The organism is Streptomyces sp. CoH27 (genome assembly GCF_020181035.1).
Lineage (GTDB): Bacteria > Actinomycetota > Actinomycetes > Streptomycetales > Streptomycetaceae > Streptomyces > Streptomyces camelliae.
Genome location: NZ_JAIQYY010000016.1, coordinates 23,478 through 35,742, shown reverse-complemented (window position 1 = coordinate 35,742; position 12,265 = coordinate 23,478). Strand labels below are relative to the sequence as shown.

Below are 12,265 nucleotides of genomic sequence, written 5' to 3'. Positions count from 1 at the left end.
ACACCGTTTTCGCCCGTTTCTCTGGGATTGTCATCCTATGACGCCTATCACGGAGGTGGAGGGGCGGCGGGTCGCGCTCAGCAACCTGGAGAAGGTGCTGTATCCGCAGACCGGCTTCACCAAGGCGGAGCTGGTGCACTACTACGTGACCGGCGCCGGCGTGCTGCTGCCGCACTTGCGGGACCGGGCCGTTTCCTTCCTGCGTTATCCCGACGGCCCCGAAGGGCAGCTGTTCTTCGCCAAGAACGTGCCGCCGGGTACGCCCGAGTGGGTCACCACCGCGGAGGTCCCGCGGTCGGAGGGGCCGGCCCGGATGGTCGTCGTACAGGATCTGGCCAGTCTCGTCTGGGCTGCCAATCTCGTCACCGAGTTTCATACGCATCAGTGGCGGGTGCAGGACCCCGAGCGGGCCGACCGGCTGGTCTTCGACCTCGACCCCGGACCGCCCGCGACCGTCGTCCAGTGCTGTGAGGTGGCCCTGTGGCTGCGGGAGCGGCTCGCGGCGGACGGGATCGAGGCGTATCCGAAGACGGCCGGGTCGAAGGGGCTGCATCTGCTGGCGGCCGTGCGCGGCGCGTCCCCCGAGCGGGCCAGCGAGTACGCCAAGGCACTCGCCGTGGAGGCCGAGCGGGCGCTGCCCCGGCTCGTCGTGCACCGGATGGCGAAGAGCCTGCGGCCGGGGAAGGTGTTCGTCGACTGGAGCCAGAACGCCGCGCGCAAGACCACGGCCACGCCCTACACGCTGCGCGCCCGCCCGTACCCCTACGTGTCCGCCCCGGTCACCTGGGAGGAGATCGCGGACTGCCGCAGCGCCGGGCAGCTGGAGTTCCAGGCCGGTGACATGGCCCCCCGCCTCCAGGATCACGGGGACCTGATGGCGCCCCTGCTGAACCCGGAGACGGCTGCGCCCCTCCCCTGACCCGGATCCAGTCCCCTCCTACGCCTCCTACACCCTCCCCCACGTGTTCCGGTCCCGCGCCATCCCGTGCAGGGCCTCCACGTCCGCCGGCTTCAGCACCCCGCCGAGCCGGGCCAGGTCCGCCAGCCCGGTGTCCTGGAGGATCCGGACCGCGCGTGGCCGGCCCGTGACGGTCACCTCGGCGGGGCCCGCCAGGGCCAGGACCGGGCGGACCTCGGCGGTCAGGGCGTAGGAGGCGCGGTCGGCGTCCGCGCGCAGCCGGCGCAGAAGGGGCTCGGGCTCGCGGCGGCCCACGGTGACCATGGGGTCGGCGACCAGGACGCGGCTCTTGCGGGCGTACAGGGCGTGGACGGCGAACAGGCCGCCGGGGCCGAGCAGCAGGTGGTGGATGCGGTCGCCGCCGGGCAGCGCTATGGAGTGCAGGGTGTGCCAGCCGGCGCCCTCCAGGGCGTCCAGGGCCTGGCCGACGGTCTGCTCGGCGGCCAGGGCGCGGCGGCGCGGGTCGGGGCGCAGCCGGTGGGCATGTCCGGGGTCGCGGTCGAGGGCGACGAGCAGGGCCTCGCCGGGGCGGTTGGGCGCCAGGTCGTCGTCCGGGTGCAGGGTCAGCCGGGCCAGTTCGGCGGGGGTCGGAACCGGGGGCGGGCCCACGGTCACCGGGCCGGTCAGGAAGGGTTTCAGGGCCTGGAGTACGTCGTCCCTGCTGTCCTCGCCGAGCAGGTTCACCCGGCCCGTCTCCCGGTCGTACCAGGCGACGTTGCTGCCGTCCGGGCGGCAGACGTACAGCCGTTCCCGGCCGTGCCGATAGGCCGGCACCACGCGCAGTGCGTTCATGCGCCATCACCCCTCGTCCATGGGAACAGGCGGGGTGCTCCCGGGGCAAGAGCGGTTACCTTGGAGAACGGCCCTGCGAGGGGGAGTTGGGGAGGCGCCGTTGCGGATCCGCGGAAGGCAGCCCGACGTACCGCCTCCGGAGCGTCCGTGGAGCGAGATCGTGCCGGGCCTGTGGATGGGCGGGCATGAGTTCCGGGGCCGTTCCGGGCGGGTGGAGCCGGTCGTCGTGCACGGCGAGTTCGATGTGGTGCAGACACTGCTGCGACTACCGGGGTACGGGCCCGATCCGGGCGTCGAGCACCACGTGTGGCCCATCCCGGACGGCCCGCTGGACGGGACCCAGCTCGCCGGGGTGATGCGGCTGGCCCGTGCGGTGAACGAGGCGCTGGACGCCGGGCGCCGGGTGCTCGTGCGCTGTTACCACGGGTACAACCGGTCCGGCCTGCTCATCGCGCACGCCCTGGTGCAGCGCGGCCACGCCTCCCCGGACGAGGCGATCCAGCTGATCCGGGCCCGGCGCTCGGCGTGGGCGCTGCACAACGAGCTGTTCGTGGAGTACCTGCGCGCGGGACTGCCGACCGTCCGACTGCTGGAGGAACTGGCCGAGTAGCCTCTCTCCCAGCGCCGCCTCGGCGGCACAAAAAAGACTTTCCTCGGAAACTACGAAACTACGACCATTCCGTACTACGCATAAGGTGTACGGGATCCCGAACAGACCCCGACGCCCCAGGAGCCCCGTGCCAGCCCGCCGTCCCCTGCGTACCGCCCTCACCGCGGCCGCCGTCGCCCTGCTGTCGGTGACGGCCGCGGGCTGTGGCGACCGGGGCGGACTTCAGGCGGCCGGGCCGACCCCGACCGCGATCAGCCCCGCCAGGCTCTGGCCCGACCTGCGGCCGGCCTCCAGCCCGGCCTACCCCTACGCCGTGGCGACCCGGTCGGTCGTCAAGGGCGTCAAGGTCCCCGGTGACGACATCCGCAAGGTGGACCCGGTGGCCGTGGTGGAGGCGGAGATCAAGGCCGAGCCGGACGACTACGGCTCCAAGGGGGCGTACCACGCGACCGTGGACCGGCTGAAGGACTGCCGGGCCGGCGGCGACACGGCGCGCTGCCCGCTGCTGACGCCGTACTACCGGGACCTGACGGGCGACGGCCGGGAGGATCTCACGCTCGGCTTCCGGCTCTACCCGACCAACCAGACGGCGGTACGGGTCTACACCGTCGAGAAGCACCGGCTGGTGCAGGTGCTGGCCGACAACGACGCGATCCTCGGGGTGGAGCTGGCCGGCCGGTCGCTGATCGAGCGCTCGCCGGCGGACGTCTCCGGCTACGAGTACCGCACGACCTGGGTGTGGGATCCGGGGCAGCGCGCGATGGTGTTCTCCCGCGACGAGTATCTGCACACCGGTGACGGCCGCAAGGCCCAGAAGCCGTCCGCGTCCCCGTCCGCGTCCCCGGCGTACCCCTCCCCGGCGGGCAACCCGTGAAGCCCGGTCTGCCAGGGTGGGCCGGGCCGCTCGCCGTGAAGGCTGCCGTGTTCATCACGGTGATGTGCTGCGCGCTGGCCGCGCTGCTCGGCGTCCTGGTGCATGTCTCGGTGACCAACCAGACGGTCGACCAGGCCCGCCACCAGGCCCTGTCCCGCCTCGCGGACGCCACCGAGGCGTACGAGGCCGGGGACACGCTGCTGCCGGGCGCCGGGGTCGACCCCGAGGGGCTGCCGCCCGCGCTGCGGACGCTGGCGGCGTCCGGTCAGCGCGGCACGATCGTCTCCACGCACAACGGGCGCCCCACCATGTGGGCGGCGGGCCCGGTGGCCGGGCGCCGGGCGCTGGCCGTGGAGGTCGACTACTCCCAGCAGGCCCGCACCATCGCCGGCCTCGACAACTCGATCCTGTGGTCGTCGGGCCTCGCGATCGGGGTGACGGTGCTGGTCGGCGTGTTCGCGGTGACCCGGGTGACCCGCCGGCTGCACGCCACCGCGCGTGTGGCCCGGCGGATCAGCACGGGTGACCTGGACGCGCGCGTGGACGATCCGCTGACCAGGGATCCGTCCCGGCCGCAGGACGAGGTGGCCGCGGTCGCGGCGGCCCTGGACACCATGGCCTCCACTCTGCAGAGCAAGCTGCTGAGCGAGCAGCGGTTCACCGCGGACGTGGCGCACGAGCTGCGCACCCCGCTGACCGGGCTGCACGCGGCGGCGGAGCTGCTGCCGCCGGGCCGGCCGACGGAGCTGGTGCGGGACCGGGTGGCGGCGCTGCGCACGCTCACCGAGGACCTGCTGGAGATCTCCCGGCTGGACACCGGCCGGGAGAAGCCGGCCGTGGGCACCGAGGAACTGGGGGCGCTGGCCCGGCGGGTGGTGCGGGCGTCGGGCACCGACACGGAGGTGCGGATCGTCCGGGGCGCGCGGGTGGAGACCGACCGGCGGCGGCTGGAGCGGGTGCTGGGGAATCTGGTGGCCAACGCGCACAAGCACGGGGCCCCTCCGGTGGTCCTGACGGTGGACGGGCCCGTGGTGACCGTACGGGACCACGGGAGCGGGTATCCGGGGTACCTGGTGGCGCACGGGCCGCAGCGGTTCCGTACGGAGGGCGGGGCCACGGGGCACGGGCTGGGGCTGACCATCGCCCTGGGGCAGGCGGAGGTGCTGGGGGCGCGGCTGGTGTTCGCCAACGCGCTGGACGGCGGGGCCGTTGCCACGCTGATCCTGCCGGTGGACGAGGAGCGGTAGAGCTCGAACACAGCCCCGCGTTCCTTCGGGGCGCGCCCATGGCCCACAAGGCGTCCCATTTAGGTAGGTTCCGGGCATGACCAAGGCCGGAACCACCCTGGCGGCGGGGCAGGCTCCCGCACCCGTCGTACGTCTCCCCCGGCGCCGTGGCATCGAACTCGCCCTGATCGTGCTGGCCGTCCTGCTGTCCGTGTACGGCTACTGCGCGGTGGGGCTCGCGCGGACCGGTACCGTTCCGCCCGGCGCCGCCGGCTACGGCGCCGGGCTCGGGGTGCTCGCCCTGGCCGCGCATCTCGCCGTACGGCTGCGGGCGCCGTACGCCGATCCGCTGCCGCTGCCGATCGGGGTGCTGCTCAACGGGATCGGCCTGGTCCTGATCTACCGGCTGGACCTGGAGACACCGGGCAACCGCGCGGCCCCGGCCCAGCTGGTGTGGTCCACGCTCGGGGCCGGGCTGTTCATCGTCGTCGTGCTGCTGCTGCGCGACCACCGGGTGCTCCAGCGGTACGCGTACGTGTGCGTGGCCGCCGCGCTCGCCCTGCTGGCGCTGCCGATCCTCTTCCCGGCCGTCAACGGCGCCCGCATCTGGATCCGGCTCGCCGGATTCTCCATCCAGCCGGGCGAGTTCGCGAAGGTGCTGCTCGCGGTGTTCTACGCCGCTTATCTGGCCGCCAACCGCAACGCGCTCGCGTACACCGGCCGCCGGCTGTGGCGCTTGCAGTTCCCGACCGGGCGGGTGCTCGGGCCGATCGTCACCACCTGGCTGCTGAGCGTGGGCGTCCTGGTCCTGGAGCGGGATCTGGGCACCTCGCTGCTGTTCTTCGGGCTGTTCGTCGTCCTGCTGTACGTCGCCACCGGACGCACCGGATGGATCGCGGTCGGGCTGCTGCTGGCGGTGCTGGGCGCCTGGGCCGTCGGCCGGTTCGAGCCGCATGTGGGCGGGCGGATCGAGGACTGGCTGCACCCGTTCCACACGATCGACGCCGGGATCGGGCCCAACCAGCTCTCCCAGTCGCTGTTCGCGTTCGCGGCCGGCGGGGTGCTGGGGACCGGGCTCGGGCTGGGACACTCCGTGCTGATCGGCTTCGCGGTGAAGTCGGACTTCATCCTGGCCACGGCGGGCGAGGAGCTGGGGCTCGCCGGGCTCGCGGCGATCGTCCTGCTGTACGCGCTGCTGGTGGAGCGCGGCTTCCGGGCGGGCCTCGCGCTGCGCGAGCCGTTCGGCCGGCTCCTGGCCGTCGGGCTCGCCGCGCTCCTGGCGCTCCAGGTGTTCGTGATCGCCGGCGGGGTGACCGGGCTGATCCCGCTGACCGGCATGGCGATGCCGTTCCTCGCCCAGGGCGGCTCCTCGGTGGTGACCAACTGGGCCATCGTGGCGCTGCTGATCCGGGTGAGCGACTCGGCGCGCAGCCAGTACGACGGGCGGGAGGCCCCGTGAGGGACCATCGCGACCACGGCGACTTCGGCGGCTTGCCCGAGGGCGGGCGGCCCATGGCCCGGTACATCCGGCACGCGTGCGCGTTCTGCGCGCTGCTGCTCGCCGCCCTGCTGGTCAACGCGGCCCGGGTGCAGGTGGTGGAGTCGGGCGTGTACGACGGCAATCCGGCCAACCGCCGTGCCACGATCGCCCGTTACGGCCAGCCGCGCGGCGACATCCTGGTCGGCGACGAGCCGGTCACCGGATCCACCGACACCGGCGAGCAGCTGCGCTACGAACGGGCTTACAAGGACGGCCCGTTGTACGCCCCGGTGACCGGCTTCTCCTCCCAGCGGTACGGCACCACGTTCCTGGAGCACGCCGGGGACGGGGTGCTCTCCGGCACCGATCCGATGCTGTCGGTGCTGCCGCTGTGGAACGACCTGACGCGCCGGCCCAGTCCGGCCGGGAACGTCGTCACGACCCTGAACCGGGCCGCGCAGGAGGCGGCGTACCGGGGGCTCGCCGGGCGCAAGGGCGCGGTCGCCGCGATCGAACCGGCCACGGGCCGGATCCTGGCGCTGGTGTCGAGCCCGTCGTACGACCCCGGGCAGCTGTCCGGCAACGAGGAGGCGGTGACCTCGGCGTGGGAGCGGCTCAACCACGACCCGGAGAAGCCGATGCTCAACCGGGCGGTGCGGCAGACCTATCCGCCGGGCTCGACGTTCAAGGTGGTCACCGCGGCGGCAGCGCTGGACGCGGGCGTGGTCACCGACCTGGACGAACGCACCGACTCCCCCGACCCCTACCGGCTGCCGGGCACCGTCACCCGGCTGACCAACGAGGCCGACGGCTGCCGCGACACCTCGCTGCGGGACGCCTTCGAGTGGTCCTGCAACACGGTGTTCGCCAAGCTCGGCGTGGACGTCGGGGCGCGGGCCATGGTCGGCACGGCGCAGGCCTTCGGGTTCAACGATGCCGGGCTGCGCATCCCGTTCGCCGTCGCGCCCAGCACCTTCGACCCGCACCTGGACCGGGCGCAGCTGGCGCTGTCCTCGATCGGGCAGTACAACACGCGGGCCACGCCGTTGCAGATGGCGATGGTCGCGGCGGCCGTCGCGAACGGCGGGCAGCTGCGCTCGCCGTACCTGGTGGAGCGGACCACCCGGCACAGTGGGGAGACGGTCGCCGGGAGCGGGGTGCATCCGGTGCGGCAGGTGATGAACCCGTCGACGGCCACGCGGCTGAAGGAGCTGATGACGGACGTCGTCCGGGAGGGCACCGGCACCCGGGCGGCCATCCCCGGCGCCCTGGTCGGCGGCAAGACCGGCACCGCACAGCACGGCGTCGGCAACTCCGGTGTGCCGTACGCCTGGTTCGTCTCCTGGGCGCAGGCCGACGGCACCCTGGAGCCGCGGGTGGCGGTCGCGGTGGTGGTGGAGGACGCCTCGGCGGACCGGGGCGAGATCAGCGGCGGCGGGGACGCGGCGCCGATCGCCCGGGACGTGATGCGGGCGGTGCTCGGTCTGTGAGACGGGGGGTACCGGTCCCGGCGGGGCCGACCTACCGTTCGGTCATGACGCAGACCTCCGCCGCGTACGAACTCGCCCAGGTCAACATCGCCCGCCTCAAGTTCCCTCTGGACTCGCCCCAGTTGACGTACTTCGTCGACGCGCTCGACCCGGTGAACGCGGTGGCGGACGCCGCGGACGGGTTCGTCTGGCGGCTGCAGAGCGACTCCGGCAACGCCACCGACATCCCGGTCCTCGGTGACGAGTGGCTGATCATCAACATGTCGACGTGGCGGGACACCAACGCGCTGACGGCGTTCATGTACCAGGGCCGGCACCGGGAGTTGCTGTCCCGTCGGCGTGAATGGTTCGAGAAGCTTCAGGAGGCGACGGCCGTGCTGTGGTGGGTGCCGGCCGGCCACCGCCCGACGGTCGCCGAGGCGGAGGACCGGCTGCTGCGCCTGAGGGCGCACGGCGCGACGCCGTACGCCTTCACGTTCCGTGCGCCGTTCCCGGCGCCGCAGGAGAGCGCGGCGGTCAGCCGATCGGCTTGATCATCTCCGAGCGGACCTGGAGGGTGAGCTTCGCGTACATCGCGAGGTCCACGTCGGACGGGTTCTGCGTGGCCGACTTGGGGGTGACCGATCCGACGGCGGCCCCCGTGTTGCCGTCGTTCCAGGCGCACATGGGGTAGGTCACGGACTCGCCGAGCTTCTTCTGCGTCAGCACCTCACAGCTGACCGTGGGCTCGCCGCTCTGCGAGAAGTCCTTCCGTGCCACGGCCACCGTCACGCCGTCCGCCTGGGAGGCGCCCTTCAGCATGTTGTCGCGGGCCTCGTCGGTGTTCTTGAAGCGGCCGTACATGCCCGACACCACCAGGCTGCCCTGGGTCGCGTCACCACCCTGGCGGTAGGTGGCGACCACGGCGTGGACGTCCTTGGCGTCCCAGGCCCCGTCGGCCTCGTCCTCGATCTTCTTGCCCTCGGTGTCGGAGAGGTCCTGGGCGAGCTGGAACCTCCCGCCGACCAGCGTCTTCGGGAGGACGAGCTTGTTCTTCGCCTCGGGGAAGCCGCTGCTGACCACCGCGCCGAGCAGAATGAGCCCCACGACGACCAGCGTGACGGCACCGCCCACGATCCCCAGGATCAGCCCGACCCGGCGCTTCTTCGGCGGCGCGGCCATGGGCGGCGCGCCCCACGCCGGGTAGGGCTGCGGCGGGTACGGCTGGGCTTGCGGGTACGGGGAGCCGTACGGGCCGGGGGCAGCCTGCGGCGGGCCGTACGGGGACTGCTGACCGTAGGGCGGCTGCTGGTCGTACGGGGACTGCTGACCGTAGGGCGGCTGCTGCCCGTACGGCGGCTGCTGCGGCGGCCCGTACGGCGGCTGCGGCTGCTGCGGTGGTGGAGGCATGGACACGCCAGCACGCTACTGCACCTGGGTGAAGGTGCCGCCACCGCCACCGCCACCGCCACCGCCACCGCCACCGGGATGCTCAGCCCTCGGCGGCCCCCGCCTCGACGGCCTCCTGCACCTCCGCCACCCGCTCCCGCTCCTCGGCGGCGAAGCGCTCCGCGTCCAGCTGGTCGGCCAGTTCCTCGTCCTGGGCCATGAGCAGGTCCAGGTTGGCGTCACCCAGGTCGAAGACGCCCATGTCGAGGTAGGCCTGCTGGAGCCGCTTGCCCCACAGACCGATGTCCTTGACGCAGGGCACGATCCGGCTGAACAGCAGCTTGCGGAAGAGCTGGAGGAACTCGGAGCGCTCGCTCAGCACCTCCGCCTCGGCCCTGGGGATGCCGAAGTTCTCCAGCACCTCCTCGCCCCGCAGCCGGTCGCGCATCAGATAGCAGCCCTCGATGACGAACTCCTCGCGCTCGCGCAGTTCGGCGTCGGTGAGCTGCTTGTAGTAGTCCCTGAGTGCCATCCGGCCGAAGGCCACGTGCCGGGCCTCGTCCTGCATGACGTAGGCCAGGATCTGCTTGGGCAGCGGCTTGTTCGTGGTGTCCCGGATCATCCCGAACGCGGCCAGCGCGAGCCCCTCGATGAGCACCTGCATGCCCAGGTACGGCATGTCCCACCGGCTGTCCCGGAGCGTGTCGCCGAGCAGGGACTGCAAGTTGTCGTTGATGGGATAGACGAGCCCGATCTTCTCGTGCAGGAACCGGCCGTAGATCTCGGCATGCCGGGCCTCGTCCATGGTCTGGGTCGCGGAGTAGAACTTGGCGTCCAGGTCGGGCACCGACTCCACGATCCGCGCCGCGCAGATCATCGCGCCCTGCTCGCCGTGCAGGAACTGGCTGAACTGCCAGGAGGCGAAGTGCCGGCGCAGCTCGCCCTTGTCCTTGTCGCTCATCTTGTCCCAGTACGGCGTGCCGTACAGGGTCATGGACTCCTCGGGGGTGCCGAGCGCGTCGTACGGATCGACCTCCAGGTCCCAGTCGATGCGCTTCTGCCCGTCCCACTGCTTGTCCTTGCCCTTCTGGTACAGGGCGAGCAGCCGGTCGCGGCCGTCGTCGTACTCCCAGTTGAACCGGGCCGCGCCGCTCGCGGGCACCTGCCAGAGGTGGTCACCGGGGTCGTTGGCGTACAGGTCTTGGGTCGGCATACCCCGCAGGCTCACATGTAGACGCGCGGTCAACAAGTCATGTGCAAGGGATTGACGGCCTTGCTGACAAGCAGTCTCATAAGGGCAAGGACGACGTACCCCCGGTAACGAGGTGAGGGAGCCATGACGACGCTGACGGAAGCGGACGCGCTGGACGGCCTGCGCGACGCGCTCGGCCTGCTCAAGGACCGGGAACAGGTGGCCGAACGACTGCTCGTCTCCTCCGCCAAGCACTCCTTCGACCCGGACAAGGAGCTGGACTGGGACGCGCCCTTCGAGGAGGGCAAGTGGTTCTGGCCGCCGGAGCTGGTGTCGCTGTACGGCACGCCGATGTGGCAGCGGATGAGCGAGGACCAGCGGATCCTGCTCTCCCAGCACGAGGCGGCGGCGCTGGCCTCGCTCGGCATCTGGTTCGAGATCATCCTGATGCAGCTCCTCGTCCGGCACATCTACGACAAGGCCGCGACGAGCGCGCACGTCCGCTACGCGCTGACCGAGATCGAGGACGAGTGCCGGCACTCGAAGATGTTCGCCCGGCTGATCTCCCACGGCGGCACGCCCTGGTACCCGGTGAGCCGGGCCCACCAGAACCTGGGCCGCGTCTTCAAGACCATCTCCACCACCCCCGGTTCCTTCACCGCGACCCTGCTCGGTGAGGAGGTCCTCGACTGGATGCAGCGCCTCACCTTCCCGGACGAGCGCGTCCAGCCCCTCATCCGTGGCGTCACCCGCATCCACGTGGTCGAGGAGGCCCGCCACGTCCGGTACGCCCGCGAGGAACTGCGCCGCCAGATGCTGACCGCCCCGAAGTGGTCCCAGGAGTTCACCCGGGTCACCTCGGGCGAGTTCGCCCGCGTCTTCTCGGTCGCCTTCGTCAATCCTGAGGTGTACACGAACGTCGGGCTGGACAAGCGGGAGGCCATGGCCCAGGTGAAGGCGAGCGGGCATCGGCGGGAGGTCATGCAGACGGGGGCGAAGCGGCTGACGGACTTCCTGGACGACATCGGGGTGCTGCGGGGGGCGGGGCGGCGGCTGTGGAGGTCGTCGGGGCTGCTGGCGTAGCGGGAGCATGCCGACCTGAAGAGGCGCGGGGCTGTATCGATATGCGGCTCGCCGTGTGGGCTCGACCAGCCACAACGAGTCGGCGGACAAAGGACGACCCCCCCCGAGCGGAGCGATTAGGCTGACGGCCATGACCCCGGCCGCCACCCCCGCCTACCGTCGGCTCAGTGTCGAGGAGCGGCGCAGCCAGCTCCTCGCCGCCGCGCTCACCCTCTTCGCGCACCGCGCCCCCGAGGACGTGTCGCTGGACGACGTGGCGGAGGCGGCCGGAGTGTCGCGGCCGCTGGTGTACCGGTACTTCCCGGGCGGCAAGCAGCAGCTGTACGAGGCCGCGCTGCGGTCGGCCGCCGAAGAGCTGCGGCAGTGCTTCGACGAGCCCCTTCAGGGGCCGCTGCTGCGCCGGCTGTCCCGGGCCCTGGACCGCTATCTGGCCTTCGTCGACGAACACGACACCGGCTTCAGCGCGCTGCTCCAGGGCGGCAGTGTGGTGGAGACGTCACGGACCACGGCCACCGTGGACGGCGTACGCCGGGCCGCCGCCGAGCACATCTACCGGCATCTCGACGTCGCCGAGCCCGGCCCCCGGCTGCGGATGACCGTCCGGATGTGGATCACGGCCGTCGAGGGGGCCTCCCTGATCTGGCTGGACGAGGACAAGCAGCCTCCGGTCGAGGAGCTGCGCGACTGGCTGGTGGACCAGTTCGTGGCCATGCTCACCGTCACCGCGGGCCGGGACCCGCAGACGGCGGCCCTCGTCGGCGCGCTCGCCGGGAATGGCCGAAACTGAACCCGTGAAGAGCCAGGACACCCCCTTCGAGGGCGGCCCGATGGACGGTCGTGTGCTGTCCGTCATGGTCGGCCCGACCGGGCACCCCCCGAAGACGTACCGCATCCCCGTCCCGGACCCGGCCGGCGGCCCGCCGACGGTGCTGGTCTACCACCGGGTGCCGAGGGGGCACAGCAAGCGGCTGGGGCTCATCCAGGGGTGGAAGTACGTCTACGACCCGGACGACGTCTCCGGCGGCAAGCTCCGGTGGCCCTGGTCGAAGCCGGCCGGCCGGCCCGCCACGCCGCCGGGCGGGCGGGACGACGCGAACGAGTGACAGACGTGGACCGAACCGCCCACGCCCAGCGCGCGCCCCACACGGATGATCCGATTATCGCGGTGCGATAGGAGGCGAACAGCCCGCCC

At 72.1% G+C, this 12,265-nt stretch carries 13 protein-coding genes; 10 read left to right on the top strand and 3 right to left on the bottom strand.

What is annotated here, in order from left to right:
- Positions 1-37 precede the first annotated feature (37 nt).
- A complete protein-coding gene (ligD, locus tag LE548_RS26545; RefSeq protein ID WP_225099479.1) occupies positions 38-919 on the top strand; it encodes a non-homologous end-joining DNA ligase in 882 nt (293 codons plus the stop codon).
- A 27-nt stretch (positions 920-946) separates the two neighbouring features.
- Here ligD and LE548_RS26540 read toward each other — a convergent pair whose 3' ends face one another.
- A complete protein-coding gene (locus tag LE548_RS26540; RefSeq protein WP_225099478.1) occupies positions 947-1,750 on the bottom strand; it encodes a nuclease-related domain-containing protein in 804 nt (267 codons plus the stop codon).
- Positions 1,751-1,850: 100 nt separating this feature from the next.
- Here LE548_RS26540 and LE548_RS26535 point away from each other — a divergent pair, with 100 nt between their 5' ends.
- From LE548_RS26535 to LE548_RS26510, 6 genes are all read left to right on the top strand, one after another.
- Positions 1,851-2,360: a dual specificity protein phosphatase family protein gene (locus LE548_RS26535; protein ID WP_225099477.1), complete on the top strand. Its 510-nt coding sequence runs from the start codon at positions 1,851-1,853 to the stop codon at positions 2,358-2,360.
- A gap of 127 nt (positions 2,361-2,487) precedes the next feature.
- Positions 2,488-3,234: a hypothetical protein gene (locus LE548_RS26530; RefSeq protein WP_225099476.1), complete on the top strand. Its 747-nt coding sequence runs from the start codon at positions 2,488-2,490 to the stop codon at positions 3,232-3,234.
- A 62-nt stretch (positions 3,235-3,296) separates the two neighbouring features.
- Complete coding sequence (locus LE548_RS26525) at positions 3,297-4,481, top strand: HAMP domain-containing sensor histidine kinase (protein WP_263636628.1); 1,185 nt, start codon at positions 3,297-3,299, stop codon at positions 4,479-4,481.
- A 76-nt stretch (positions 4,482-4,557) separates the two neighbouring features.
- Complete coding sequence (locus tag LE548_RS26520) at positions 4,558-5,919, top strand: FtsW/RodA/SpoVE family cell cycle protein (protein ID WP_225099474.1); 1,362 nt, start codon at positions 4,558-4,560, stop codon at positions 5,917-5,919.
- A 53-nt stretch (positions 5,920-5,972) separates the two neighbouring features.
- On the top strand, positions 5,973-7,430 hold the full coding sequence (locus tag LE548_RS26515; RefSeq protein WP_225099592.1) for a penicillin-binding transpeptidase domain-containing protein: 1,458 nt from the start codon (positions 5,973-5,975) through the stop codon (positions 7,428-7,430).
- A gap of 44 nt (positions 7,431-7,474) precedes the next feature.
- Positions 7,475-7,963, top strand: coding sequence for a DUF3291 domain-containing protein (locus tag LE548_RS26510; protein WP_225099473.1), 489 nt, complete (start codon positions 7,475-7,477; stop codon positions 7,961-7,963).
- Here LE548_RS26510 and LE548_RS26505 read toward each other — a convergent pair.
- Together LE548_RS26505 and LE548_RS26500 are read right to left on the bottom strand one after the other, a co-directional pair.
- Entirely contained in the window at positions 7,947-8,819 is an 873-nt protein-coding gene (locus tag LE548_RS26505) for a hypothetical protein (protein ID WP_263636627.1), read from the bottom strand. The two genes, LE548_RS26510 and LE548_RS26505, sit on opposite strands and share 17 nt — an antisense overlap.
- Positions 8,820-8,901: 82 nt before the next feature.
- Positions 8,902-10,011, bottom strand: coding sequence for a ferritin-like domain-containing protein (locus tag LE548_RS26500; protein WP_225099471.1), 1,110 nt, complete (start codon positions 10,009-10,011; stop codon positions 8,902-8,904).
- Positions 10,012-10,134: 123 nt separating this feature from the next.
- Between LE548_RS26500 and LE548_RS26495 the strand changes: the two genes are divergently transcribed.
- From LE548_RS26495 to LE548_RS26485, 3 genes are all read left to right on the top strand, one after another.
- Complete coding sequence (locus LE548_RS26495) at positions 10,135-11,073, top strand: diiron oxygenase (protein WP_225099470.1); 939 nt, start codon at positions 10,135-10,137, stop codon at positions 11,071-11,073.
- A gap of 130 nt (positions 11,074-11,203) precedes the next feature.
- The gene (locus tag LE548_RS26490) at positions 11,204-11,860 is read left to right on the top strand and encodes a TetR/AcrR family transcriptional regulator (RefSeq protein WP_225099469.1); all 657 of its coding nucleotides are present in this window, start codon (positions 11,204-11,206) and stop codon (positions 11,858-11,860) included.
- A gap of 4 nt (positions 11,861-11,864) precedes the next feature.
- Positions 11,865-12,176: a hypothetical protein gene (locus LE548_RS26485; RefSeq protein WP_225099468.1), complete on the top strand. Its 312-nt coding sequence runs from the start codon at positions 11,865-11,867 to the stop codon at positions 12,174-12,176.
- The last annotated feature ends 89 nt before the right edge of the window (positions 12,177-12,265 follow it).